The organism is Micromonospora sp. C28SCA-DRY-2 (assembly GCF_030519475.1).
GTDB lineage: Bacteria > Actinomycetota > Actinomycetes > Mycobacteriales > Micromonosporaceae > Micromonospora.
Genome location: NZ_JAUMKD010000002.1, coordinates 381,507 through 405,834 on the forward strand (window position 1 = coordinate 381,507; position 24,328 = coordinate 405,834).

The 24,328-nt window shown below is 74.7% G+C and carries 23 protein-coding genes; 5 read left to right on the forward strand and 18 right to left on the reverse strand.

The features are described from left to right. Positions 1 to 101 precede the first annotated feature (101 nt). The gene (locus Q3W71_RS10225) at positions 102 to 899 is read right to left on the reverse strand and encodes a trypsin-like serine protease (protein WP_302919068.1); all 798 of its coding nucleotides are present in this window, start codon (positions 897 to 899) and stop codon (positions 102 to 104) included. Positions 900 to 1,116: 217 nt separating this feature from the next. Here Q3W71_RS10225 and Q3W71_RS10230 point away from each other — a divergent pair, with 217 nt between their 5' ends. Together Q3W71_RS10230 and Q3W71_RS10235 are read left to right on the forward strand one after the other, a co-directional pair. Beyond that, positions 1,117 to 4,206, forward strand: a complete 3,090-nt coding sequence (locus Q3W71_RS10230; RefSeq protein ID WP_302919069.1) for an Hsp70 family protein — start codon at positions 1,117 to 1,119, stop codon at positions 4,204 to 4,206. 146 nt (positions 4,207 to 4,352) lie between these two features. Next, positions 4,353 to 4,619, forward strand: a complete 267-nt coding sequence (locus Q3W71_RS10235; RefSeq protein ID WP_302919070.1) for a hypothetical protein — start codon at positions 4,353 to 4,355, stop codon at positions 4,617 to 4,619. Positions 4,620 to 4,788: 169 nt separating this feature from the next. On the opposite strand, the gene Q3W71_RS10240 is transcribed toward Q3W71_RS10235, so the two are convergent. Then, positions 4,789 to 5,355 carry a hypothetical protein gene (locus Q3W71_RS10240; RefSeq protein ID WP_302919071.1) on the reverse strand — a complete coding sequence of 189 codons (567 nt, stop codon included), beginning with the start codon at positions 5,353 to 5,355 and terminating at the stop codon, positions 4,789 to 4,791. A gap of 111 nt (positions 5,356 to 5,466) precedes the next feature. Here Q3W71_RS10240 and Q3W71_RS10245 point away from each other — a divergent pair, with 111 nt between their 5' ends. Continuing rightward, positions 5,467 to 6,690 carry a GNAT family N-acetyltransferase gene (locus tag Q3W71_RS10245; RefSeq protein ID WP_302919072.1) on the forward strand — a complete coding sequence of 408 codons (1,224 nt, stop codon included), beginning with the start codon at positions 5,467 to 5,469 and terminating at the stop codon, positions 6,688 to 6,690. 24 nt (positions 6,691 to 6,714) lie between these two features. Continuing rightward, on the forward strand, positions 6,715 to 7,068 hold the full coding sequence (locus Q3W71_RS10250) for a hypothetical protein (protein ID WP_302919073.1): 354 nt from the start codon (positions 6,715 to 6,717) through the stop codon (positions 7,066 to 7,068). A 69-nt stretch (positions 7,069 to 7,137) separates the two neighbouring features. Here the strand turns inward: Q3W71_RS10250 and Q3W71_RS10255 are convergent, their stop codons facing one another. The 4 genes from Q3W71_RS10255 to Q3W71_RS10270 all read right to left on the reverse strand — a co-directional run bounded on the left by Q3W71_RS10255 (position 7,138) and on the right by Q3W71_RS10270 (position 10,255). Then, positions 7,138 to 7,608: a ribose-5-phosphate isomerase gene (locus tag Q3W71_RS10255; RefSeq protein ID WP_302919074.1), complete on the reverse strand. Its 471-nt coding sequence runs from the start codon at positions 7,606 to 7,608 to the stop codon at positions 7,138 to 7,140. Positions 7,609 to 7,672: 64 nt separating this feature from the next. Beyond that, a complete protein-coding gene (locus tag Q3W71_RS10260) occupies positions 7,673 to 8,878 on the reverse strand; it encodes a DUF1015 family protein (protein WP_302919075.1) in 1,206 nt (401 codons plus the stop codon). Between the two features lie 82 nt (positions 8,879 to 8,960). Then, positions 8,961 to 9,383, reverse strand: coding sequence for a hypothetical protein (locus Q3W71_RS10265; protein WP_302919076.1), 423 nt, complete (start codon positions 9,381 to 9,383; stop codon positions 8,961 to 8,963). Positions 9,384 to 9,631: 248 nt separating this feature from the next. Further along, entirely contained in the window at positions 9,632 to 10,255 is a 624-nt protein-coding gene (locus Q3W71_RS10270) for a disulfide bond formation protein DsbA (protein ID WP_302919077.1), read from the reverse strand. Positions 10,256 to 10,475: 220 nt separating this feature from the next. Between Q3W71_RS10270 and pepN the strand changes: the two genes are divergently transcribed. Further along, on the forward strand, positions 10,476 to 13,025 hold the full coding sequence (gene pepN / locus Q3W71_RS10275) for an aminopeptidase N (RefSeq protein WP_302919654.1): 2,550 nt from the start codon (positions 10,476 to 10,478) through the stop codon (positions 13,023 to 13,025). Between the two features lie 303 nt (positions 13,026 to 13,328). Here the strand turns inward: pepN and Q3W71_RS10280 are convergent, their stop codons facing one another. The 12 genes from Q3W71_RS10280 to Q3W71_RS10335 form a co-directional block, all read right to left on the reverse strand. Further along, positions 13,329 to 13,736: a DUF5130 family protein gene (locus Q3W71_RS10280; RefSeq protein ID WP_302919078.1), complete on the reverse strand. Its 408-nt coding sequence runs from the start codon at positions 13,734 to 13,736 to the stop codon at positions 13,329 to 13,331. Continuing rightward, positions 13,723 to 14,007: a hypothetical protein gene (locus Q3W71_RS10285; protein ID WP_088992340.1), complete on the reverse strand. Its 285-nt coding sequence runs from the start codon at positions 14,005 to 14,007 to the stop codon at positions 13,723 to 13,725. The genes Q3W71_RS10280 and Q3W71_RS10285 overlap by 14 nt, the downstream gene beginning before the upstream one ends. Before the next feature lie 72 nt (positions 14,008 to 14,079). Further along, entirely contained in the window at positions 14,080 to 15,543 is a 1,464-nt protein-coding gene (locus tag Q3W71_RS10290; protein ID WP_302919079.1) for an amidase, read from the reverse strand. Between the two features lie 49 nt (positions 15,544 to 15,592). Continuing rightward, entirely contained in the window at positions 15,593 to 16,633 is a 1,041-nt protein-coding gene (locus tag Q3W71_RS10295) for an amidohydrolase family protein (protein WP_302919080.1), read from the reverse strand. Continuing rightward, positions 16,633 to 17,157, reverse strand: a complete 525-nt coding sequence (locus Q3W71_RS10300; RefSeq protein ID WP_302919081.1) for a 3-hydroxyanthranilate 3,4-dioxygenase — start codon at positions 17,155 to 17,157, stop codon at positions 16,633 to 16,635. Before Q3W71_RS10300 ends, Q3W71_RS10295 begins: the two co-directional genes overlap by 1 nt. Next, entirely contained in the window at positions 17,154 to 17,585 is a 432-nt protein-coding gene (locus Q3W71_RS10305) for a RidA family protein (protein ID WP_302919082.1), read from the reverse strand. Before Q3W71_RS10305 ends, Q3W71_RS10300 begins: the two co-directional genes overlap by 4 nt. Before the next feature lie 211 nt (positions 17,586 to 17,796). Continuing rightward, complete coding sequence (locus tag Q3W71_RS10310; RefSeq protein WP_302919083.1) at positions 17,797 to 18,570, reverse strand: 2-keto-4-pentenoate hydratase; 774 nt, start codon at positions 18,568 to 18,570, stop codon at positions 17,797 to 17,799. Next, entirely contained in the window at positions 18,567 to 19,622 is a 1,056-nt protein-coding gene (dmpG, locus tag Q3W71_RS10315; protein WP_302919084.1) for a 4-hydroxy-2-oxovalerate aldolase, read from the reverse strand. Before dmpG ends, Q3W71_RS10310 begins: the two co-directional genes overlap by 4 nt. Continuing rightward, the gene (locus tag Q3W71_RS10320) at positions 19,619 to 20,563 is read right to left on the reverse strand and encodes an acetaldehyde dehydrogenase (acetylating) (protein ID WP_302919085.1); all 945 of its coding nucleotides are present in this window, start codon (positions 20,561 to 20,563) and stop codon (positions 19,619 to 19,621) included. Before Q3W71_RS10320 ends, dmpG begins: the two co-directional genes overlap by 4 nt. A 39-nt stretch (positions 20,564 to 20,602) precedes the next feature. After that, positions 20,603 to 21,412, reverse strand: a complete 810-nt coding sequence (locus tag Q3W71_RS10325) for a 2-keto-4-pentenoate hydratase (protein WP_302919086.1) — start codon at positions 21,410 to 21,412, stop codon at positions 20,603 to 20,605. Positions 21,413 to 21,458: 46 nt separating this feature from the next. Further along, on the reverse strand, positions 21,459 to 22,940 hold the full coding sequence (locus Q3W71_RS10330; protein ID WP_302919655.1) for a 2-hydroxymuconic semialdehyde dehydrogenase: 1,482 nt from the start codon (positions 22,938 to 22,940) through the stop codon (positions 21,459 to 21,461). Positions 22,941 to 22,966: 26 nt separating this feature from the next. After that, positions 22,967 to 24,301 carry an NAD(P)/FAD-dependent oxidoreductase gene (locus tag Q3W71_RS10335; protein ID WP_302919087.1) on the reverse strand — a complete coding sequence of 445 codons (1,335 nt, stop codon included), beginning with the start codon at positions 24,299 to 24,301 and terminating at the stop codon, positions 22,967 to 22,969. Positions 24,302 to 24,328: the final 27 nt, after the last annotated feature.

Sequence of the window (24,328 nt, forward strand, 5' to 3'; positions counted from 1 at the left end):
TTCCCTGCGCCCGCAGGTCGGGCGGGCATCGCGCCGGCGTCCCGCCGGCCCGGTACGCCGGTGGCCCGGCCGCCGACACGACCGGGCCACCGACCCTCGAATCAGCCGCCGAGGCTGGCGGCGGCCGACGCGATGGCCGAGGCGAACGTGCTCACCTGGGTGTAGACGCCGGGGTAGTTGGGCCGGGCGCAGCCGTTGCCCCAGCTGACGATGCCGACCTGGATCCAGGCGTTGGTCGCGTCCCGGCGGAACATCGGGCCGCCGGAGTCACCCTGGCAGGTGTCGACGCCGCCGCTGGCGTAGCCGGCGCAGATCTCCTCGCTCGGGATGATGTCGCCGCCGTAGTAGTTGTCGCAGGTGGTGTCGTCGACGAACGGGACGGTCGCCTTCAGCAGGTAGCGCTGCTGCGGGCCGCCCTCGCGGGCCGCGCCCCAGCCGGCGACGGTGAACGTGCCGTTGTCGTACGCCGTGGTGTTGGCGATCTTCAGGGTGCTGAGCGAGGTGACCGGGGTGGCGAGCCGGATCAGCGCCCAGTCCTTGCCGGCGCCGTTGTAGCCGGGCGCCCGGTAGACGTAGTTGGACCGGACCTGGATCCGGCTCGACGACTGGAGGTCGACCACGCCCAGGGTGGCGGTGATGCTGGTGTTGGTGCCGGTGCGGCCGACGCAGTGCGCCGCGGTGAGCACCAGCCGCGGGCTGTAGAGCGACCCGCCGCAGCCCATCGAGAGCCGGACCATGAACGGGAACTCGCCCTGCGCGGCCCGGGTCCCGCCGACGACGTACGGGGTCATGCCGTCCTCCGGCGCCGCGTTGGCCGGCACGGCCGCCACGAACGTTCCGGCGGTGACCACCGCCAACACGGCCGCCAACCGGCCGACGAGTCTGCGCCAACGCACCATTGGTCCCTCCAAGCCTCGACGGCGCGGCTTGTGACCGCCCCGTAGCTGTGATGGCGGGAGCGTACGCAACTTAATCGATGAATTGCAATATATAGATGTCATCCCGCCTCGGTCATACGACCGGCCGGCGCGCCGGACGACCGGCCGACCCGGTGGCGGCGCGGGCTGCGTACCATGCGGGACCGGGCATCCCCTCGTCCCGCGGAGGTATCGGCAGATGGCAGGCCAGCACGAGGGGTACGCCCTCGGCGTCGACCTGGGCACGTCGAACACGGTGGCGGTGCTCCGCCGCCCGGACGGGCAGACCCGCCCGCTGCTGGTGGACGGCCAGCCGATCATCCCCTCCGGCGTGTACGCCGACGCGGACGGCGTGCTGCACGCAGGCCGGGACGCCCAGCGGCTGGCCCGCACCGAGCCGGGCCGGTACGAACCGCACCCGAAGCGCCGGATCGACGAACCCGCGGTGGCCCTGGGCGACCGCCGCTATCCCCCGGCCGAGCTGCTGGCCGCCACCCTGCACGCGGTGGCCCGGGCCGCGGTCGAGGCGGTGGGCTTCCTGCCTCCGGCGGTGCTCACCTGCCCGGCGACCTGGGACGCGCCGCGCCGTCAGGTGCTCAGCGACGCGCTGGCGCTGGCCGGGTGGCCGTCGGCGGCCGAGCACACGATGTCCGGCCCCACCCCGCCCGGGACCCGGCTGCTGCGCGAACCGGTGGCCGCCGCCCGCTACTACACGCAGGTGCTGCGGCGGCCGGTGCCGGTCGGGGGCGTCATCGCGGTCTTCGACTTCGGCGCCGGGACGCTGGACGTCGCCGTGCTTCGCAACGAGGGCGCCGACCCGTGGGGCGACTCGGGGTTCACCGTGGTGACCGCGGGCGGCGCCGCGGACCTCGGCGGCCTGGACGTGGACGCCGCGCTGTTCGACCGGCTCGGCGAGCTGGTCGCCGGCGCGCATCCGGGCCGCTGGGCGGCGCTGACCCGGCCGGAGTCGACGACCCAGTGGCGGGAGCGCCACCAGCTCTGGGAGAACGTCCGGGGCGCCAAGGAGATGCTGTCCCGGGCGGCGGTCGCGCCGGTCGCCGTACCGGGGGTGGAGGCGGCGGTCCCGCTCACCCGGGACGACCTGGAACGGGTGGCCACCCCGCTGCTGCGCCGGGCCGTGGCGGTCACCCGGGAGGTGCTCGACGCGGCGGGCCTGCACCCGCAGCAGCTCGCCGGTCTCTTCCTGGTCGGCGGCGCCACCCGCACCCCGCTGGTGGCCCGGCTGCTGCACGCCGAACTCGGGGTGGCGCCGACCGTGCTGGAGCAGCCGGAGCTACCGGTCGCCGAGGGCGCGCTGACCGATCTGCCGCTCCCCCGGCCGGCCCGGGTGGCGGCCGGTTTCGGCGCGCCCGCGCTCGCCCCGCCGCCCGTCCCGCCCGTGCCACCCGGGGCCGCCCCGCCGATCCCGACCCCCGTGTCGCCGCCGGGCGACGGGCCCACCGTGCCCGCCGCCCCTCCGGCGCAGACCACCCCGGCGGCACCGCACCCGGTCAGCCCCGCCGCGCCGCCGTCGACGGTTCCGGCGGCGCCGGCCCCCGGACAGGCGCCGCCGACCGTGCCCGCCGCGCACCCGACCAGCCCGGCCATGCCGGCCGGACCGGCGCCGCGGACCGTTCCCGCGCAGCCGACCAGCCCGGCCACACCGCCGTCGGTCCCGGCCGGCGGGGCACCGGCCCAGCAGAGCCTCCCGGCGACGCCGGGCCCGGCCCCGACAGCACCGACCGTGCCGGCGGTCGGGGCCGGCGCGCCGCCCGCGGCAACGCTGGTCGGCCCGCCCCCGCCACCCGCCACGCTCGCCGAGCCGCGACCGCCGATCGCCGGCGCGCCCGGCGTACCCGCGGCGGGGTTGGGCTGGCCGGGGGGCGTGCCCGTCTCCGCCGCGCCGGTGTCGCCACCACCCGGCGGCCCGGGTCTCTTCCGGCGCCGGGCGGTGTGGATCACGCTCGGTGCCGTGCTCGCGCTCGCCGGCGTCACCGTCGCGGCGGTGCTGTACCTGACCCGGGACCGCTATCCCGGCCTGGAGTGGCAGAACCCGGTCGCCGAGGTGAACCGGGTGCCCGCCGGGGAGGAACGCCCGACGGAGATGTTCACAGCGGTTCTCGACGACCGCGGCTACCTCGCCCACCCGCTGCCCGACGGCCGGTTGGAGGTGGTCGCGATCGACACCCGCACGGGCGGGGAACGGTGGCGCCGGCAGGTCGGGGGTTCCGGGCAGCGGTGGGACCGGATCGTCGCCCTGCCGGGGGCGGTCGCGGTCTTCGCCGACGCCACCTCCTCCGACACCCCGCGGGACCTGATCGTCCTGGACGGCGCGTCCGGCGACCGCCGGTGGGACGAGCCGATCCGGGGCGACGACGACGTGCTCTTCGCCGAGAACGTCGCGGTGCTCGTGGACCGGACCCTGGACCGGCTGGTCGGGCTGCGGCTGGACGACGGGGCCGAGGCGTGGACCCTGCCCAACCCGCGCGACGAGTACGGCGGCGCCCGCACCAACGTCTACCGGGTCACCACCGACGAGGCGCTGGGCGGACCGGCGTACCCCAACGGCACCCCGCGCGACCCGTGGCGGGGTGACGCCCGCCGGATCGTGCAGGTCGGCGCGGACCGCTCGGTGCGGCTGATCGACACCGACACCGGGACCGTGATCCGCACCCGCGCCGGGGCGGCCGACCTCGACGACCTGGTGATGGCGCACGGTGACCGGCTCTACGTGGCCGACGACGAGTCGCGCTACCAGCTGCTGGCGTACGACCTGACCAGCGACGCGAAGCCGGAACTGCTCTACACCGCCGGGGACGGCCGGCGGCCGGAGGCGCTGGTGCCCTGCGGCGAGCGGCGGGTCTGCCTGCTCGAGGTGGCCGGCGGCGACGCGAAGACCGCCGAGCTGGTGGCGGTCACCGAGGAGCGGGCGGAGCGCTGGCCGGCGCCGGAGGCGACCGTGCTGGTGCCGCTCGGCGAGCATGTGCTGGCCCGGCGCACCTCGCCGGAGTCGGCCAGCACACTGTTCGGTCCGGACGGCCCGACGGTGCTGAAGGACCGGGACGGGGTGGCCGTGCGGATCGACGCGGGCAACCTGCTGGTCTTCGCCGACCGGCTCAGCTCGGTCGAGGACGACCGCAGCGTGGCCGGGGTGCCGGTGAGCTCGGGCAGGGTGGTCGAGCTGGGGCAGCTCAAGGACGTGCGGAGCGACACCTGCTCGTGGAACACAGCGGTGGTGGTCTGCGGCGCGGAGAAGGACTACGTGCTCTACCGGTTCGCCGAGCAGTGAGCCCGACGCGGCGCCGCCCACCACCCGACGCGGCGCCGCCCACCACCCGACGCGGCGCCGCCCACCACCCGACGCCACCCGCCGGCCGCCACCCGGCCACGCCGGCCGCCCGTTTTGCGGGGGGACGCCCCGGGTAGGGCATCGGCATGGACACGAACACGAAGGCGCACCTGGTCGGCGGGCCGCGCGACGGCAGCACCCACGACGCCGGCGACAGCGCGCTGCTGGAGCTGGAGATCGACGGGATGATCCACCGCTACGTGCGGACCACGAAGCGGCACGGCGAGGACGGCATCCTCTACAACTACGACGGCATGGTGGCACCGGGCGGCGGCGAGCCCGGCGTCGAGGACCCGGCCGCCCGGGTCGCCTCGCCCAAGGCGGACGCCGAGGGGCAGGGCGGCTCGCACTGAGCCATCGATCAGCGACACGGTCGGTGTGGCCGGCCACGGATGATCCGCGGCCGGCCGGGTAAGCAGCGGCCGTCCTGGTGGAGAGACGACCTCGGTCGCGGGGCCCGCGACCGGACGCCCCCGGGCGGGCGGCGGCAGGCCGACCCGCCCGGGGCGTACCGGGGGTGGCTCAGTTGTTGGTGATCCAGTTCCAGGCCGACACGACCCACTCGGTCTGCTGGAGGTAGGCGACGCCGAGGCCGACCAGGAAGACCGCGGTCACCAGGTGCGCGCCGCGGGCGCTGCGGCGTACCCGGCCGAGTTGCCGCTCCAGCACCACCCGGCCGAGCAGCCGGGCGAGCGCGAAGAGCCCGGCCGCCACCAGCAGGCTCAGCACGAAGATCAGGAACGGGCCGGTCAGGTCACCGCCGCCGGAGATCGCCCAGATGCCCCAGCAGACGAAGGCGAAGAGCACCCCGGCGGCGCTCCACTCGCCGCCGCGCCGCAACTGCGCCAGGTGCCAGCTCATCGGCCGCCGCGGCGCCGGCTCGCCCGGCCAGCCGGTGCCGGTCGGCTCCTGGACCACCGGGAACGGCTCGGTGCGGGGCGTGCGGGGCCGGCCGACCGACGCCACCCCGGGCCGGAACGCGTCGCGCTGCGAGGGCACCCCGACGCCGGGCTGCGGCGGCACCCCGGCCCCCGGCTGCGGCGGCACCTCGACGGTCCGCTCCGCCCACGGCTGCGTCTGGTCTGCCATGTCGTCCCCTCCCCTGGACCGGCGGCGGCCCACCGGTCGCCGTCCCGGTTTCGAGGGTAGCCAGCCGGCAAATCGGTCGCCGACCGCGCACCGGTCGGTTAGACACGAGCCGTGACGAACTCCCCGCTGCCCGGCCGTGTCGAGGATTTCCACGAGCTGTCCCGGATGCTCGGTGAGCTGTTCCACAGCGGCTTCGACACCGAGACGCACGAGATCGAGAGCGGCATCTTCGAGCCGGAGCGGGCACTGCTGGTGCGCGACGGCAGCGACCTGGTGGCCAGCGCCGCCGCCTTCACCCGCCGGCTGACCGTGCCGGGCGGCACCGTGCCGGCCGCCCACGTCAGCATGGTCGGGGTGGTGCCGACCCACCGTCGCCGCGGCCTGCTCACCTCGCTGATGCGCCACCAGCTGCGGCAGCTGGCCGACGCCCGCCGGGAGCCGGTGGCCGTGCTCTGGGCCAGCGAGGGGCGGATCTATCCCCGGTTCGGCTACGGACTGGCCGCGCAGCGGCTCTCCCTGGAGTGCGCCACCGGCGAGCTGCGGCTGCTCGCGCCGCCGCCGGACGCGGGCCGGCTGCGCCTGGACCGCCCGGCCGCGCGCCAGGCCGAGCTGGCCCGGGTGTACGACCGGGTGCGCCCGGACCGGCCGGGCTGGTCGAGCCGGAACGACGCCTGGTGGCGGTACGTGCTCGGCGACCCGGCGACGCAGCGCGGGGGCGCGACCGAGCGGCGGGTGGTGCTGCACGAGGGTCCCGACGGGGTCGACGGGTACGGGCTGTTCCGCACCCGGGCCGAGTGGGACCGCTCCGGGCCGCGCGGGCACACCCTCGTCGACGAGGTGGTGGCCACCACCCCGGGGGCGTACGCGGCGCTGTGGCGGATGCTGCTCTCCATCGACCTGACCCGGCAGCTCACCTTCCGGGCGGCGGCGGTGGACGAGCCGCTGCTGCGGCTGGTGGACGAGCCGCGCCGGCTCGGCGCCCAACTCGTCGACGCGCTCTGGCTGCGGGTGGTCGACGTGCCGGCCGCGCTCGCCGCCCGCCGGTACGCCACCGGCGTGGACCTGGTGATCGAGGTCACCGACGAGCTGCTGCCGGAGAACACCGGCCGGTGGCGGCTGACCGGCGGCCCGGAGGGCGCGGAGTGCGCGCCGACCGACCGGCCGGCGGAGCTGGCCTGCGACGTGCGCTGTCTCGCGGAGCTCTACCTCGGCGGGGCGGGGCTGGCCGGGCTGGCCGCCGCGGGCCGGGTCGCCGAGCTGCGCCCCGGTGCCGTGGCCGCCGCCGGACCGGCCTTCGGCTGGCACCGCGCCCCGGCCGGCATGGAGGTGTTCTGATCCCGGGGGCGGTACGGTCGGCTGATGGGGGACGCGGAACGACGACGACTCGGCGACGCGGAACGGCGCCGGCGCCGGCTCCGGCACCAGCCGGGCGAGGCGACGGGGGCCGCCGACGGCCCGAGCGCGACCACCGCCGGGGTGCACGACGGCGGGGATCCGCCCCGCGGGCGGCGGGGTGGCCCGCCCGAGGACCGCGAGGGTGAGCGGGGTCTGCGGGGCCTGGTCGGATCCGGCTCGTCGCAGGTGAGCGTCACCGCCGCGATGCGGGCCCGGGACGCCGCCCGGCCCGGTGAGGCGGACCTGGCCGAGGCCGAGGAGCGTGTGGTGATCGTGCGCCGCAACTGGGTGCCCCGGGAGGACCTGCCGCGCCGCTGAGCCGGTCAGCCCACCGGCGACGCCGCCGCCGTGGCCGGGGGTGGCTGGCCGCGCCCCGGCCGGCGGCGGTCAGGCCGGCAGGGCGGGCAGGGTCCGGGTGTGCTCGTACTCGGCCACCTGGGCGATCCGCCGGGCGTGCCGCTCGTTGCCGGAGAACGGGGTGGCGAGGAACGCCTCGACGATGGCGGTCGCGTCGGCCAGGGTGTGCTGCCGGGCGCCGACGGCGACGATGTTCGCGTCGTTGTGCTCGCGGGCCAGCTGGGCGGTCTCGATGTTCCAGGCGAGCGCGGCGCGCACCCCGGCGACCTTGTTGGCGGCGATCTGCTCGCCGTTGCCGGACCCGCCGATCACCACACCCAGGCTGCCCGCGTCGGCCACCACCCGGTCCCCGGTGTGCAGGCAGAACGCCGGGTAGTCGTCGTCCGGGTCGAAGGCGTGCGGGCCGACGTCGACCACGTCGTACCCCTGCGTGGCCAGGTGGTTGGCCAGGTGCACCTTCAACTCGAAACCGGCGTGGTCGGATCCCAGGTAGACGCGCATACCGCGCAGTCTGTCAGGCCGCCGCCCCCGGACGCCGCGCGGGCGGCGTCCGGGGGCGGATTCGTCACAGCTGCCCGGCCAGCTCGGCGGCCACCAGGCCGCCGCGCGCCTTCGGGGTGAACCAGGTGCTCTTGCGCGGCATCTTCTCCCGGGCCAGGTTCACCGCCACGAAGTCGTCGACGGTCACCGGGGCGATCAGCACGGCCAGCTCGGCCCGGCCGGCGTCGACCTCGCCGGTGAGCCAGCTCGCCGGGTAGTCGCCGCCGACGTAGGTGATCCGCTTGTCGCCCGGGTCCAGCCCGAGCGCGTCGCGCAGCAGCAGCCGCTCGACCAGGGCATGGTCGAGGTTCTCCAGCCGGCCGTCGCCGATCCGCGGCAGGGTCACCGCGTACCCCTGGCCGGAAAGCCGGAGGTGCACGGTGCCGCCGGTCGCCGGGACCTCGACCGGGCCGTCGATCGGGGTGACCCGCGCGCCGGCGGCGCGCAACCGGTCGAGCAGCTCCTCCGGCGTGGTGGTCAGCTCGCTGACCAGCCGGTTGTAGGGCTGGATGGCCACCGACGCGGGTGTGGTGACCACCGCCAGGAAGCGCGGCAGCCCGCCGGTCTGGGCGGCCAGGCTGCGGTGGTTGCCGTCGGCGACGACCAGTTCGCCGCCGCCGGCCAGCGCGGTCAGCTCGTCCTGCTCGGGCCCGGGGCCGACCAGCCAGATGGCGTGCGTGCGCCCGGCCTGGTCGGTGTCGGTGGCGGCGGGCGCGCCGGCCGCCTCGGTGGCGGCCGCGAGCGCGGCGTGCAGCTCGTCGCCCCGCCCGGTCTGCAGCAGCAGTACGGGCGAGAGCAGGTGGCCCAGCGCCTCGGCCAGCGCGACCCGCTCCCGCACCTTGGCGATGAAGACGTCCTCGTTGCGGATCACCAGACCGGGCTCGTCGGCCCGGGTGGAGATCTGGTCGGTGTCCACCATCGCGAAGAGCCCGTACGCCGACTCCTCCCCCGGCGCGCTGATCCGGTAGAGCACCACGACCTGCTCGGCGGGGGTGTAACTGCCGTCCGCCTTCGCCTCGGCGAGCCGGGCGACCGCGTCCGGCAGCGCCTCGAGGAAGGACTTGCCGAGGCTCTCCGGCGCCCGGTGCGGCATCTCGATGCCGAGGGCACTGTGCGGGTTCGCCTCGATGATCGCGGTGATCTCCGCGTCGTCGGCGAACTCGTCGTAGTTCTGCGCGCCGGTGCCGCCAGTGGTGATCCAGGCCCGGGCGATCGGATGCACGACCGTCATGACCGCTGACGCTACCGGGGGCGCGGCGGCCGGCGACCGCGGACCCGTACGCGTCCACCAGATGAAAGAGCCGGGCCCCGGCTCAGTCGGTGCGCTCCGCCGAGCCCGCCTGCCGGCGGTGCCGCCCGGTGGAGACCGGCCGGCGGTGGCTGGGGGACGGGGCGTGCGGCCCGCGGCGACCGCCCACCGGGCCGACCGGGTCCGCCGAGCCGATCGGCGAGCCCAGCGGCGCGGGCACGGCCGGCCGGCTGGGCCCGGCCGGCGCGGGCCGGGCGGCCACCGGCGCGGGCCGGTCGGCGGCCGGCGGGGTCAGCCGGGAGGTCGCCGGCACCCGGGCGACGCCGACCACGATCGGCGGGGCGAGCAGGTCGACCACGTCCGGGGGAAGGTCGGGGCGGAGCGCCGGCCAGCGGGAGTCGTCGACCGACCAGTACGCCGCGTCGGGGCTGCCGGCCACCTCCTCACCGCTCGGGGAATCGTCAACGGACGCACGGTGCTTGGCCATCGGGATGCCTCCACGAGCTGCGGGGTGCGGCCCTGCGGGTCGCTGCGGCGGACATGGAGGCCAACGAGCCCCCCACCACCCCGGTGACGCTCCCGGCCAGCCCCAGCCCCCTGCCCCACCCGCTCCCCCTACCCCCTGCCCAGGGCCTCCCCGGCCCCTGCCGTCGACCAGGGGCTCGTGTCCGGTTCCGGCGCGGATCCGACCCGAACCCCTTGGTCAACGCGGACAGGGCGGGAGCGGGGCGGGGGTCAGTCGAAGATGGGGTCGAGGTCGCGGGAGCGCTTCAGCTCGAAGAAGCCGGGGGTCGCCGAGACCAGCAGGACGCCGTCCCAGAGGCGACCGGCGGCCTCGCCCTTCGGAGCCGGGGTGACCACCGGGCCGAAGAAGGCGACCTGGCCGCCGTCCGGGCCCGGGGCGTGGATCACCGGGGTGCCCACGTCGGTGCCGACCGGCCGCATACCCGCCTCGTGGCTGGCCCGCAGCGCCTCGTCGTACTCGGTGCTCCCGGCCGCCTCGGCCAGCGCCGGGTCCAGCCCGGCGTCGGTCAGGGCGGCGGCGTACAGCTCCGGCCCGAGGTTCTGCTTGCCCAGGTGGATCCGGGTGCCGAGGGCGGTGTAGAGCTTGCGCAGCACCTCCGCGCCGTGGCGCTGCTCCGCGGCGATGCAGATCCGCACCGGACCCCAGCCGGTCCGCATCAGCTCCTGGTACTGCTCGGGCAGGTCGCGGCCCTCGTTGAGCACCGACAGGCTCATCACGTGGAAGCGGATGTCCACGTCCCGGACCTGTTCGACCTCCAGCAGCCAACGGGAGGTGATCCACGCCCACGGGCAGAGGGGGTCGAACCACATGTCGACGGCGGCACGCTCGGTCACGGTGAGGTCCCTTCACGACGGGTGACGCCGGGGTTCCGGCGCCTCACCCCGATCTTCGCCCCCGGCGCCGTGGCGTGGTACCGGAACGAGAGCGTGACCTCGACCACCGCGGGCCGCCGGTGCATGCAAGACTCGGATCCGACCGGCCGCCACGAGCGGTCGGCGGACGGGCGCCGCCGCGGCGTACGGCGAGAGTGGGATGGAGACGAACGTGCCGGGAGTGCGCAACCTGACGCAGGTCGAGGCGACCGAGCGGGCCCGCCTGCTCGACGTGACCGGGTATGACATCAGTCTGGACCTGTCGAGCGCCGTCCAGGCGGCCGAGGGCCGCACCTTCCGATCGACCACCGAGGTCCGGTTCCGGTGCGCCGAGCCGGGCGCGAGCACCTTCATCGAGGTGGCCGCCGACTCGGTGCGCTCGGCGACGCTGAACGGCAACCCGGTCGACCTGGGCGACTGGTCCGCCGAGAAGGGCCTGACGCTGTCCGGCCTGGACAGCGAGAACGTCCTGGTGGTCGACGCCGACTTCGCGTACTCCAACAGCGGGCAGGGGCTGCACCGCACGGTCGACCCGGTCGACGGCGAGACCTACCTCTACAGCCAGTTCGAGACGGCCGACGCGCAGCGGGTCTTCGCCTGCTTCGACCAGCCCGACCTGAAGAGCGTCTACACCTGGCGCGCCACCGTCCCGGAGCACTGGCGGGTGGTGTCCAACATGCCGGTGGCGCGCGAGGAGGCGGCCGGCGAGGGCCTGAAGACCGTCCACTTCGCCGAGTCGGCCCGGATGAGCACCTACATCACCGCGCTCTGCGCCGGCCCCTACCACGAGGTGCGGGACAGCCACGACGGGATCGAGCTGGGCGTGTTCTGCCGGGCGTCGATGGCGCAGTACCTGGACGCCGACGACCTCTTCCTGATCACCAAGCAGGGCTTCGACTTCTTCCACGAGAAGTTCGGCGTCCGCTACCCGCTGCCCAAGTACGACCAGCTCTGGGTGCCCGACTTCAACGCCGGCGCGATGGAGAACTTCGGCTGCGTCACGCACGCCGAGTCGCACTACATCTTCCGCTCGCAGGTCACCGACTTCGAGTACGAGCAGCGGGCCAACACGATCCTGCACGAGCTGGCCCACATGTGGTTCGGTGACCTGGTCACCATGCGCTGGTGGAACGACCTGTGGCTGAACGAGTCGTTCGCCGAGTGGGCCAGCCACTGGTGCAACACCCACGCCACCCGGTTCACCGACGCGTGGACCACCTTCCTGTCCATCCGGAAGAACTGGGGCTACCGGCAGGACCAGCTCTCCTCCACCCACCCGGTCTACTGCGAGATGCCGGACCTGGAGGCGGTCGAGGTCAACTTCGACGGCATCACCTACGCCAAGGGCGCCAGCGTGCTCAAGCAGCTCGTCGCGTACGTGGGTGAGGAGCCGTTCCTGGCCGGCCTGCGGACGTACTTCGAGAAGCACGCCTGGGGCAACGCCACCTTCGACGACCTGCTCTCCGAGCTGGAGGCGGCCTCCGGCCGGGAGCTGCGCAAGTTCGCCGCCCAGTGGCTGGAGACCGCGCAGGTCAACACGCTGCGTCCCGAGGTGACGATCGACGCGGACGGCGCGTACCAGCAGGTGGTGGTCCGGCAGGAGGCCCCGGCCGGGCACCCGACGCTGCGGACCCACCGGATCGGCGTGGGCCTCTACGACCTCACCGACGGCCGGCTGGTGCGCCGCCAGCGGCTGGAGGTGGACGTGACCGGCGAGCGGACCGAACTGGCCGAGCTGCGCGGGGTGCGCGCCGCCGACGTGCTGCTGCTCAACGACGACGACCTCACCTACACCAAGCTGCGGCTGGACGAGCGGTCCATGGCGACGGTGGTGCAGCACATCGCCGGCCTCGAATCGTCGCTCGCCCGCGCCCTGTGCTGGACGGCGGCCTGGGACATGACCCGCGACGCCGAGCTGGCCGCCCGCGACTACATGGCGCTGGTGCTGGCCGGGCTGCCCGCCGAGACCGACATCAACCTGGTCACCGCGACGCTGCGGCAGGCCACCACCACGCTCACCTTCTACGCCGACCCGGCCTGGGCGCCGACCGGCTGGGCGGAGCTGGCCCGTACCGCCCGGGCGGCGCTGGCCGCCGCGGAGCCGGGCAGCGGCTTCCAGCTCGCCTGGGCCCGCGCGTACGCCTCGGCGGCCCGCTCCGCCGAGGACCTGGCCACGCTGCGCGGCTGGCTGGCGGGCAGCGAGGTGCCGGCCGGGCTCACCATCGACACCGAGCTGCGCTGGGCGGTGCTCGGTGCGCTGGTGGCCAACGGCGCGGCCGGCCCGGCGGAGATCGAGGCCGAGCTGGCCGCCGACCGCACCGCCAGCGGCGAGCGGGAGGCCGCGTACGCGCACGCGCTGGTGCCGACGGCGGAGAACAAGGCAGCCGTCTGGGCGCAGCTGACCGGCCCGGAGGCGCTGCCGAACTGGCGGCACCGGGCGCTGTTGCAGGGCCTGACCCACCCGGCGCAGGTCGAGCTGGTCGCGCCCTACCGGGAGAAGTACTTCGCCGCGGTGGGCCAGGTGTGGGCCAGCCGGGACAGCGAGCCGGCCCAGGAGTTCGCGCAGTTGGCGTACCCGGCGTACCTGGTCGAGGAGGACACGGTGGCGGCCACCGACGCCTGGCTGGCGGCCGAGGGCCACCCGGGCCCGCTGCGCCGGCTGGTCGCCGAGGGCCGCGACGGCGTGGTCCGCGCCCTCAAGGCCCGCGCCAGGGACGCCCAGAGCGCCTGAGTCAGCGTGACCGGCCCCGGCCGCTATCGCTCGGAACCGTCGGGCCGGACGACCCGGTCGAGGTCGCCGAGCCCGGGCCGATGAGGTTCGGCCCGGTCTCCAGGCCGCTGACCGAACGGTCGGCTCGACAGCGGCAGCAGCCCGGCAGAGACGTACCCGGGTCGAGCGTGATACCTCAGAGTCATCGATATGACTCTGAGGTATCACCCGCAACGGCCAGTGCCGAGCCGGTAGCCCGTCCGCGCACGCGACGAAGCCCGGCCCGCGTGGAACGCGGACCGGGCTTCGTCGTACGAGGAGGAATCAGCCCTTGCCGGCGTGGCTGGCGAGCTGGTCCAGGCCGTTGATGATGCCGCCGGCCAGGTCGCCGCCGCCGAACGCCGCGACCATGGAGAGCGCGGCCAGCTTGGCGTACGTGTCCGGGATGCGCTTGCGGGCGTAGCGGCCGGTGACGATCTCCAGCTGGCGCTGGTTGGGCGAGACCGCGATCAGCACCGACTTGTCGGGCTCGGCGAGCTGGCGGTGCAGCCGCTCGGCGTGCTCCCGGATCGGCTCGTCGAGACCGCCGACGAAGACCGAGAAGACCAGCCCGGTGTTCTGGTCGGCCAGCCGGAGCGCCTCGTCGATGCGCAGCAGCTGTCGGGTCGAGAACGGCCCGTCCAGCACCTGGGGCGGATTGTCCGGCCCGGCCTGCTTCTCACCAACGGTCACTTGCGCCTCCGGTTCCACCGGCCGGCGCCATCTCGCCGGCCTGCTCCTGCTTGCGGCTGGTCAGCGCCGGCGCCTGCGCGCCCGCTGCCAGGGCGGTGCCGGCCGAGTCGGCCAGCTGCTCCGGACGGGCCAGGAACCAGACCGGAGTGAAGTCGAAGGGCCGACCCGGCCGGTAGCGCTTGGCGCCGCCACCGCCGCCACGACTACCGGCGTACGCCAGACCGGCGATCACCAGCACCGCGGCCGCCGGGATGCCGACGAAGACCAGCAACGTCTCGGTAACAGACAATCCCAACGCCCCCAGGCGGAAAGAGAGACCAGAGCATCCGGGTCGGGTGGACGATCATGGCGCCGACCGCCCGACTCCGCTGCCATTCACGTTAGCGGAGCCGACGGCCCGCCAGATTGCGGGGTGGCGATCCCACCCGCCACTGGAGTCCTCCAGTTGCGCAGCCGTGGCGATCAGCCGCGCGTCGTCACCGTACCGGCCGGTCAGCAGCACCCCGACCGGCAGACCCTCGGCGGTCACGCCCACCGGCAGCGAGACGGACGGATCGCCGGTGACGTTGAAGATGGCGCAGTACGGCGAGAACCGGCGTTGCCGGTCGAAATCCTCCGCCGGGTCGCCGCCCTCGGTGAACCAGCCCACCGGCGCCTGCGGCGCGGCGAGGGTGGGGCAGAGCAGCAGGTCACAGCCGGCGGTGCGGTGCACACCGAGGCGTACCTGCGCCTGGAGCTCGCCGAGCGTGGTGGTGAGGGTGGCCGCGGAGATCGCCGCGCCGCGGGCCCGCAGGTGGCGGGTCAGCGGCAGCAGTCGGCTCTCCAGCTCCGGCGGCACCGGGGCGAGCGCCAGCACGTACCAGACGATCTCGAACAGCGGCCACGCCGCCGGCCCGAGCGGCGGCGGCACCTCGACCACCTCGTGGCCCGCCGCGGTGAGCAGCGCGGCGGCCCGGTCGACGGCGGCGACGCAGTCCGGGTGGACCGGTTCGTCGGCGAGCATCGGGGCGGTGAACCGGCCGATCCGCAGCCGGCCGGGGGCGGCCTGCCGGGCCGCGGCCAGGTAGCCGCCGGCCGGCGGCAGCGGCGGCAGGTACGGCTCCCCCGGCACCGGCTGCGCCAGCACGTCGAGCAGGGCCGCCACGTCGGCCACGGTCCGTCCGATCGGGCCGCTGGTGGGCAGGCCGAAGGCGCCGAAGCCGAGCGGGCCGCCGGAGACCAGCCCGCGGCTGGGCTTGTAGCCGATCAGGCCGCACAGCGACGCCGGGATGCGCAGCGAGCCGCCGCCGTCGGAGCCCTGTGCCACCGGCACCAGCCCGGCCGCCACCGCCGCCGCCGCGCCCCCGCTGGAGCCGCCCGCGGTGTACGCCAGGTGCCACGGGTTGCGGGCCGGCGGCGCGACCAGCCCCTCGGAGTAGAGCGAACAGCCGAGCTCCGATGTGGTGGTCTTGCCGAGGCTGACCAGCCCGGCGGCGCGCATGAAGCGGACCACGTCGGCGTCGACCGGCGGCACGAAGTCGGCGAAGGCGGCCGAGCCGAAGGTGGTCCGCACCCCGGCGGTGAGGGTGAGGTCCTTGATCGCGGTCGGTACGCCGTGCAGCGGCCCGCGCCGCTCGACCGGCACCGCGTCGGCGGCCCGGGCGGCCGCCCGCGCCAGTTCCGGCGTGACGGTGACGAACGCCCCGACCGTGTCGCCGAGCGCGGCGACCCGGTGCAGGTGGTGCTCGACGAGTTCCACGCTGGACAGCTCGCCACCGGCGATCGCGGCGGCCTGCTCCAGCGCGGTCAGGTCGTGCGGCTCGGCCATCCCCTCATCCTGCCCGCCCACCTGCCGCCGGGCACGCAGACACGACCGGTCAGTCGGACTCCGACCGGCCGAGGAAGCGCAGGGCGTTGCCGCCGAGGAGCTTGTCGCGCTGGTCGGCGGTGAGGAAGTCGGCCCTGCGGACCACCTGCCCGACCGGCCGTTCGCCCAGCGGGTACGGGTAGTCGCTGCCGACCAGCACCCGGTCCTCCCCCATGGTGTCCACCAGCAGCCGCAGCGCGGCCGGCTCGAAGACCACCGAGTCGACGCAGAACCGGTCGACGTAGCTGCTGGGCGGGGCGGTCGAGGAGCCCCGGACCAGGTCGCCGCGGCGGTGCCAGGCGTTGTCCGCCCGGCCCAGCCAGAACGGGAAGCTGCCGCCGCCGTGCGCGAAGCAGATCCGCAGCGTCTCCGGCACCCGGTCGAAGACGCCACCGAGGATCAGCGCCAGCACCGACAGGTGGGTCTCGGCCGGCATGCCGGTGAGCCAGCGGGCCATCCACCGGTCCAACCGGGGGCCGCCGGGCATGTCCCACGGGTGGACGAAGACCGGCGCGCCCACCCGGGCGCAGTGGGTGAGGAACTCGACGATGCCGCCGTCGTCCAGGTCGCGGTCGCCCACGTGGTTGCCGATCTCGACGCCCGCGTGCCCCGCGGCCAGGCAGCGGTCCAGTTCGGCGCAGGCGGCCGCCGGATCCTGCAACGGCACCTGGCAGAACGGCACCAGCCGCCCGCCGCCGGCCGCGGTCACCTCCAGGGTGAGGTCGTTGAAGATCCGGGCCACCTTCGCCGCCTGGTCGGCCGGCCGGTCGTAGCCGAAGAAGACCGGGGTGGGCGAGACGACCTGGAGGTCGACACCGTCGGCGGCCATGTCCGCCAGCCGGGTCGGCGCGTCCCAGCAGGACGCGCCGATCGGGCGGAACTCCGTCTCGCCCACCATGATCATGGCGGCGCGTTCGGAGTCGACCCGCAGCCACGGCCAGCCGGACCCGCCGCACGCGGCGCCGAGGTCCGGCCAACCCTTCGGTACGACGTGCGTGTGCACGTCCACCACCGGGGACCGGCCCGGCCGGCCCTCGACGGCAGCGGCCATCAGCCCTTCCCCGGATGCAGCGCGCCGCAGTTGTCGCAGGTCCGCGCGTTCTCGTCGGTGTAGAAGGCCTGGAAGACCGGGGGCAGGTCGGCGGCGATGTCGCGCACCTGGAGCTCCACCTCGTGCACCTTGTGCCCGCACTCCTGGCAGTACCACTGGAACTTCTCCAGGGTGCCCTCCTCGCGGACCCGCTCGATCACCATGCCGATCGAGCCGGCCTCCGGCCGCTGCGGCGAGTGCGGGGTGTTGCGCGGCAGCATCCACATCTGACCCTCGCGGATGTGCACCGTCCGCGGCCCCTCCGGGGTCATCAGGTTGACGTGCATGTTGCCCTTGACCTGGTAGAAGAACTCCTCGTACGGGTCGACGTGGAAGTCGGTGCGCTGGTTCGGCCCGCCGACCACCATGACGATGAAGTCGTCGCTGCCCGGCAGCATCTCCTTGTTGCCCACCGGCGGCTTGAGCAGGTGCTGGTTCTCCGCGATCCACCCGGGAAAGCTGAACGGTTCGGCGATCTCGCTCACGACTGACCTCCTGAGGGGAGAAGGGCCACTGCCTGAATCTCGATGAGCAGGTGCGGGTGCGGCAACTGGTGCACGGCGACGGTGGTGCGGGTCGGCCCGGTGGCGTCGAAGAACTCGGCCCACACCTCGTTGTAGCCGCCGAAGTCGTTCATGTTCACCAGGTACGAGGTGACCTGCACCAGGTCGGACAGCTCGGCGCCGACCGACCGCAGCAGGTCGCGGATGTTCTCGATCACGGCCCGGGTCTGCACCCGGATGTCCAGGTTGGTGGTGCCGAACTCGTCCACCTCGACACCGGCGAAGGTGTTGTCCGGCCGCCGGGACGACGTACCGGAGACGAAGACGAACCCACCGGCCACCTTGACGTGCGGAAACGCGCCCCGCGGCACAGCCTTCCCGGCGACGACGCGCGCCTCGACCCCGCTCATGACCCACCACCTGGCAGCGACGCGCGGACGGCGAACACGACGGGGTTCCGGGCAGCCCGCCCGGCGAGGGGACGCGGCCCACCGGCCGACGCGCGGACGGCGACCACGACCGGGTTCCGGGCAGCCCGCCCGGCGGAGGGATCAAGCCTGACCGCCCGGAGCCGGGTGGGCTGCCCGGGACCCCCCACGCCGATCCCCACGCGCCGCCCGATCACGACGCCGCCCGGAGCGAAGCGGTGCCGAGCTTCTCGACGACCGCCCGGACGTGGGCGCCCGGACGCAACGGCACGGCGGCCGTCGCGGCGCCGGCCAGGAAGACCCAGCCGGGCTGCATCCGCACCCCGTGCCGGCCGGCCAGCCGGATCCCCTCGTCCAGCGCCCGGCGGGGATCGCCGAGGATGGCCGCGGTCGAGCCGACCTGCGCCACCCGGCCGTCGATCTCCAGCAGCACGCCGAGGTTGTCCAGCCCGTCCGGCACCGGGGACCACGGGCCGACCACGAACGCGGCGGCCGAGGTGTTGTCGGCGATCACGTCGGGCAGCGAGAAGGTGAAGTTCGCGTAGCGGGAGTCGATCAGCTCGATGGCCGGCGCGACGGCGCGGACCGCGTCCCGGAACTCGCCGACCGGCTCGCCCGGCTGGGGCAGCCGGTCCAGCAGGAACGCCACCTCCGGCTCGACCCGGGGGTGGATGTGGTCGGCCGGATCGACGCTGCCCCCGTCGGGCACCCGCATCACGTCGGTGAGCCGGCCCCAGATCACCTCGTCCACGCCGACCTGGGCCATCTTGGCCCTGCTGGTCAGCCCCATCTTCAGCCCGACCAGCCGCTCGCCCCGGTCGATCCGGCGTTGCAGCAGCGCGGTCTGCACCGCGTACGCGCCGTCGACGTCCAATCCGGTCTCGGCGGCGAGCTGCGGAATCGCGGTGGCGGTGTCGGCGGCCGCACCCAGCTTCTCGGCGATCCCCGCGATGTCCGGCCCGATCACGACTCCTCCTTGGCGGCGAGGTCCAGCGCCACGTCCACGATCATGTCCTCCTGGCCGCCCACCATCCGGCGCCGACCCAGCTCGACCAGGATCGACCGGACGTCCACCCCGTACCTGGCGGACGCCCGCTCGGCGTGCCGCAGGAAGCTGGAGTAGACCCCGGCGTAGCCCAGCGAGAGCGTCTCCCGGTCGACCTGGACCGGCCGGTCCTGCAACGGGCGGACCAGGTCGTCGGCCGCGTCCATCAGGGCGAACACGTCGCAGCCGTGCTTCCAGCCGTGCAGCTCGGCGACCGCGACGAAGACCTCCAGCGGGGCGTTGCCCGCCCCGGCGCCCTGGCCGGCCAGCGAGGCGTCCACCCGGACGGTCCGGCCGTGCGGCGACCCCAGCGGCCCGGCGCCGAGGATCCGGCCGTGTTCCACCGCCACCACGCTGTTGGCCACCCCCAGCGACAGGTTGTGGTGCGCGTGGATGCCGATCTGCGTCTCCGGCTCCAGCACCTGCCGGTACGCGTCGACCCGCTCGGCCACGTCGGACATCAGCAGCCGACCGCCGGAGTCGGTGACGTAGACGCAGTGCGCCCCGTACGACTCCATCAGCTTGGCCTGCCCGGCCAGCCCGGCCGGGTCGAACATGTGCGACATCATCAGGAAGCCCGAGACGTCCATGCCGTTCTCCCGGGCCCAGGAGATGTGCTGGGCCGAGATGTCCGCCTCGGTGCAGTGGGTGGCGATCCGCACGCTGGTCACCCCGAGCGCCTTCGCCGCCTTCAGGTCGGCGATGGTGCCGATGCCGGGCAGCAGCAGGGTGGTGAGTTTCGCGCTGGTCAGCACCTCGGCGGCCGCCGCGATCCACTCGGCGTCGCTGGCCGCGCCGTGGCCGTAGTTGACGCTGGACCCGGCGAGGCCGTCGCCGTGCGCCACCTCGATCGCGGCCACCCCGGCCGCGTCCACCGCGGCCGCGATGGTGCGGACCTGGTCGACGGTGTAGCGGTGGGCGATGGCGTGCATGCCGTCGCGCAGCGTCACGTCCTGGATGTAGAGATCGGTCATCGCGCGGCCACCTCCGTCGTGCCGGCGGCCCGCAGGGCGACCAGCCGCTCGGCGGTCCGCAGCGCGGCCGAGGTCATGATGTCCAGGTTCCCGGCGTACGCGGGCAGGTAGTGTCCGGCGCCGGAGACCTCCAGGAAGACCGAGACCTGCAGGCCGGTCAGGTGCCGGCCCAGCGTCGGCAGGTAGCTGTCCACCCGGTCGAACTGCACGTCCTGCTTGAGCCGGTAGCCCGGCACGTACTCCTGGACGGTCGCCACCATCTCGGCGACGGAGGCGGCGATCGCGGCCCGGTCGGCGTCGGCGTCCGGGCAGAGGCAGTAGACGGTGTCCCGCATCAGCAGCGGCGGGTCGGCCGGGTTCAGCACGATGATCGCCTTGCCCCGCTCGGCACCGCCGACCACCTCGATCGCCCGGGCGGTGGTCTCGGTGAACTCGTCGATGTTGGCCCGGGTGCCCGGCCCGGCCGACTTCGAGGCGATCGAGGCGACGATCTCCCCGTACACCACCGGGGTGACCCGGCCGACCGCCGCGACGATCGGCACGGTGGCCTGCCCACCGCAGGTGACCATGTTGACGTTGCCCTCGTGCAGGTGCTCGTCGAGGTTGACCGGCGGCACCACGTACGGGCCGATGGCGGCCGGGGTCAGGTCCACCACGGTCCGGCCGTGCGCGCGCAGCACCTCGTGGTGGCGCCGGTGCGCGCCGGCCGAGGTGGCGTCGAAGACCAGTTCGACGTCGGCGAACTCGGGCATCGCCACCAGGCCGTCCACGCCCTCGGCGGTGATGGCCACGCCGAGCCGCCGGGCCCGGGCCAGGCCGTCCGACCCGGGGTCGATGCCGGCCATCGCCACCATCCGCAGCGCCTCCGACAGCCGGAGCACCTTGATCATCAGATCGGTGCCGATGTTGCCGGACCCGAGCACGGCCACCCCGACAGTCATGCGGTGTCTCCCTCTGTTCGCGACTGCGGGCTCGCGAGCTCACTCCTCGCGCTCACGATGCCCCTCCGAGGACGAGAAACAGGTCCGGACCGAGCCGAGGCCGGAGATCCGGGCCTCGTACGCCGCGCCCGGGGTGACCGGCACCATCGGGCCGAGCGCCCCGGAGAGCACCACGTCACCGGCGCGCAGGGGATCGCCGGAGCGGGCCATCGTGCGGGCCAGCCACTCCAGCGCGTGCAGCGGGTTGCCCAGGCAGGCCGCCCCGGCACCGACCGAGACCGGCTCCCCCGCGTGTTCCAGCACCATCCCGCAGAGCCGCAGGTCCACGTCGGTGAGCCGGCGCGGCGTGGTGCCGAGCACGAACAGCCCGCTGGAGGCGTTGTCGGCGACGGTGTCCACGATGGAGATGTCCCAGCCGGCCACCCGGGAGTCGACGACCTCGATGGCCGGCAGCACGTGGTCGACCGCGCGGGTCAGGTCGGCGGTGGTGACCCGCTCGTCGGGCAGGTCCGTGCCGAGCACGAAGGCCACCTCCGCCTCCACCCGGGGCTGGAGCAGCCGGTCCAGGCCGACCTCCGCGCCGTCGGGCACCGCCATGCTGTCCAGCAGCACCCCGAAGTCCGGCTGGTAGACGCCGAAGCTCTCCTGCACCGCCCGGGAGGTCAGCCCGATCTTCGCGCCCACCCGCCGGTGCCCCCGCTGCAGCCACTGCCGCACCTGGAGCTGCTGCACCACGTACGCGGACGTGACGTCCCCCTCGGGCAGCAGCCGCCCGCGCAGCGGCGGGCAGGGCTTGCCGCTCTCCCGCGCCTCGACCAGTTCCCGGGCCGCGGCCTCGTAATCGCTCATCTCGGCTCCCCGGTGCTGCGCCTGGTGATTCGCTCGCTGCGCTCGCTCATGACAGGTCCACGCAGACGTTGGTGAGTTCGGAGTAGAAGTCCAGCGAGTGCAGGCCGCCCTCGCGCCCGATGCCGGACGCCTTCACCCCGCCGAACGGGGTGCGCAGGTCGCGCAGGAACCAGGTGTTCACCCAGACGATCCCGGCGTCCAGCCGGGCCCCGGCCCGGTGCGCCCGGCCGACGTCCCGGGTCCACACCGTCGCGGCCAGGCCGTACTCGGTGCCGTTGGCCAGCGCGTACGCCTCGTCCTCGTCGTCGAACGGGGCCACGTGCACCACCGGGCCGAAGATCTCCTCGCGGTTGGTCCGGGCGTCCGGGCCGAGCCCGGTGAGCACCGTCGGCTGCACGTACGCCCCGCCGTCGCGGGCGTCGCCGAAGCGGGGCGTCCCGCCCCCGGTCAGCACCCCGGCGCCCTCGGTGCGGGCCAGGTCGTAGTAACCGAGCACCTTGTCCCGGTGGGCGTGCGAGATCAGGGGCATGTTCGCCGTGGCCTCGTCGGCCGGCCACCCGTACGCCAGCTCGCCGGCCCGCTTCGCCAGCCGCTCGGTGAACTCGGCGAAGACCGGCCGCTGCACGTAGATGCGTTCGGTGCAGAGGCAGACCTGGCCGCCGTTGGTGAAGCTGGACCGCACCGAGCCGGCCACCGCCGCGTCCAGGTCGGCGTCGGCGAAGACCAGCCCGGCGTTCTTGCCGCCCAGCTCGAAGGAGACCGCCTTCACCCCGTCGGCGGCGGCCCGCATGATGGCGCTGCCGGTGGCCGACTCGCCGGTGAAGGTGATCGCGTCGACGTCCGGGTGCCGGGTGAGGAACTCCCCGGCCGAGTCCGGGCCGAAGCCGTGCACCAGGTTGAACACCCCGGCCGGCACCCCGGCCGCGGCCATCACCTCGGCGAGCAGCGTCGCCGAGGCCGGGGTCTCCTCGCTCGGCTTCACCACCACCGCGTTGCCACAGGCCAGCGCCGGGGCCACCTTCCAGGTGAGCAGCAGCAGCGGCAGGTTCCACGGCACGATGACCGCCACCACGCCGACCGGCTTGCGGACCGCGTAGTTCAGCGCCCGGCCCCCGGTCGGGGTGACAGTGGTGAACGACTCGGTCGGCGCGGTCGCCACGATCTCGGCGAAGGCCCGGAAGTTCGCCGCCCCGCGCGGGATGTCCAGGGTGCGGGCCTGCGAGATGGCCTTGCCGGTGTCGGCCACCTCGGCGGCGACCAGGTCGTCGAAGCGGCGTTCCAGCTCGTCCGCGACCCGGCGCAGCACCTCGGCCCGCTCCCGCTCGCCGAGGCGGCCCCACGGCCCGCGCAGCGCCGCCCGGGCGGCGGCCACCGCGTCGTCCACCGTGGACCGGTCGGCCTCGGCCACCTCGAAGACCGGTTCCCCGGTCACCGGGCTGGCCTTGGTGAAGGTCTTCCCGGCCGGGACGAACTCGCCGGCGACGAAGTTGCGCAGCAGGCCCGGCCCGTCCGGCGCCCGCCCGGTCATCAACCGGGGATCCCAGACCACCGTCATCAGCGCCTCCCTCGGCTGACCGCGGCGCCGACCGCACCGACCAGCGCCGCCACCGCACCGGCGGCCACCGCCCCCAGCACCCGGTGCTGCCGGCGCACCCGCCGCCGCACCTCCGCGTACGGGGTGGTGGAGAACGAGACCAGCTCGTACTGCGAAACGTACCGGCCGGGCAGCGCCCGTTCCAGTGCGTGCTCCACCCGCCGCCACAGCTGGAACACCGGCGAGGCGACCTTGTCCCGCATCTCCACGAAGTTGGTCAGCGCCATCCGGGCGATCGCCTCGGCGTTGTCCCGCCGGCGCTCCTGGAACAGCGGCAGCGCCGCCGCCCAGTCGTCGGCGCACTCGTCCAGGCAGCGGTCCAGCTCCACCACGTCCTCGAACGCGCAGTTCGCGCCCTGCCCGTAGAACGGCACGATGGCGTGCGCCGCGTCGCCGAGCAGCCCGACCCGACCGTCCACCTGCCACGGCGTGCAACGCACCGTGCCGAGCACGCCCACCGGGTTGTGCTGGTAGTCGTCGACCAGGTTCGGCGCCAGCGGTGGCAGGTCCGGGTAGTGGGTGGCGAAGTGCCGCTCGATCGCGGCCGGGCTGCCCAGCGAGGCGAAGCTCGCGGTGCCGTGGGTGGGCCAGAAGAGCGTGCAGGTGAACGACCGGTCCGGGTTGGGCAGTGCGATCATCATCGAGGTGCCGCGCGGCCAGATGTGCAGCGCCTCGGGGTCGAGGGCGAAGTCGCCGCCCAGCGGCGGGATGGTCAGCTCCTTGTAGCCGTAGTCGAGGAAGTCCAGGCTCTCGGTGAGCAGGCCGTGGCCGAGCAGCTGGCCGCGTACCGCCGAACCGGCGCCGTCGGCGCCGAGCACGACCGGCGCGCTGGCGGTCGTCTTGCCCGCCGGCGTCTCGAAGGTCATCTCACCGCTGGCCGGGTCGAGGCCGACCAGCCGGTGGTCGAAGGCGATCCGCACCCCCGGCAGCGCGGCGGCGGCGTCCAGCAGGGCGTTGTTCAGCGCGCCCCGGCTGATCGAGTTGATCGCCAGGTCGCCGGTCGCACTGTAGGACTGGAACTGCGGCTCGCCGTCCACCGGGTGGATCATGCGCCCGCGCATCGGCAGCGCGTCCGCCATCACCTGCTCGGCCAGCCCGATCCGGCGCAGCGCGTCCAGGCCGCGCTCGGAGAGCGCCAGGTTGATCGAGCGGCCCCGCTCCACCCGCCCGGTACGCGGGTCGGGCCGCCGCTCGTAGAGTGCCACCCGGTGGCCGCGCCGGGCCAGGAAGCAGGCCAGCAGACAGCCGGCCAGGCCGGCGCCGACCACCGCGATCTCGTCCCGTTCGGCGCTCATGCCGGCCCTCCGCTCCGCTGCGTGCCA

Bases quoted from the DNA above. Each gene is read 5' to 3' on its own strand.
- Q3W71_RS10225 (WP_302919068.1), bottom strand. From the start codon at position 899: ATGGTGCGTTGGCGCAGACTCGTCGGCCGGTTGGCGGCCGTGTTGGCG.
- Q3W71_RS10230 (WP_302919069.1), top strand. From the start codon at position 1,117: ATGGCAGGCCAGCACGAGGGGTACGCCCTCGGCGTCGACCTGGGCACG.
- Q3W71_RS10235 (WP_302919070.1), top strand. From the start codon at position 4,353: ATGGACACGAACACGAAGGCGCACCTGGTCGGCGGGCCGCGCGACGGC.
- Q3W71_RS10240 (WP_302919071.1), bottom strand. From the start codon at position 5,355: ATGGCAGACCAGACGCAGCCGTGGGCGGAGCGGACCGTCGAGGTGCCG.
- Q3W71_RS10250 (WP_302919073.1), top strand. From the start codon at position 6,715: ATGGGGGACGCGGAACGACGACGACTCGGCGACGCGGAACGGCGCCGG.
- Q3W71_RS10255 (WP_302919074.1), bottom strand. From the start codon at position 7,608: ATGCGCGTCTACCTGGGATCCGACCACGCCGGTTTCGAGTTGAAGGTG.
- Q3W71_RS10260 (WP_302919075.1), bottom strand. From the start codon at position 8,878: ATGACGGTCGTGCATCCGATCGCCCGGGCCTGGATCACCACTGGCGGC.
- Q3W71_RS10265 (WP_302919076.1), bottom strand. From the start codon at position 9,383: ATGGCCAAGCACCGTGCGTCCGTTGACGATTCCCCGAGCGGTGAGGAG.
- Q3W71_RS10290 (WP_302919079.1), bottom strand. From the start codon at position 15,543: ATGGCCGAGCCGCACGACCTGACCGCGCTGGAGCAGGCCGCCGCGATC.
- Q3W71_RS10295 (WP_302919080.1), bottom strand. From the start codon at position 16,633: ATGGCCGCTGCCGTCGAGGGCCGGCCGGGCCGGTCCCCGGTGGTGGAC.
- Q3W71_RS10305 (WP_302919082.1), bottom strand. From the start codon at position 17,585: ATGAGCGGGGTCGAGGCGCGCGTCGTCGCCGGGAAGGCTGTGCCGCGG.
- dmpG (WP_302919084.1), bottom strand. From the start codon at position 19,622: ATGACCGATCTCTACATCCAGGACGTGACGCTGCGCGACGGCATGCAC.
- Q3W71_RS10320 (WP_302919085.1), bottom strand. From the start codon at position 20,563: ATGACTGTCGGGGTGGCCGTGCTCGGGTCCGGCAACATCGGCACCGAT.
- Q3W71_RS10325 (WP_302919086.1), bottom strand. From the start codon at position 21,412: ATGAGCGATTACGAGGCCGCGGCCCGGGAACTGGTCGAGGCGCGGGAG.
- Q3W71_RS10330 (WP_302919655.1), bottom strand. From the start codon at position 22,940: ATGACCGGGCGGGCGCCGGACGGGCCGGGCCTGCTGCGCAACTTCGTC.
- Q3W71_RS10335 (WP_302919087.1), bottom strand. From the start codon at position 24,301: ATGAGCGCCGAACGGGACGAGATCGCGGTGGTCGGCGCCGGCCTGGCC.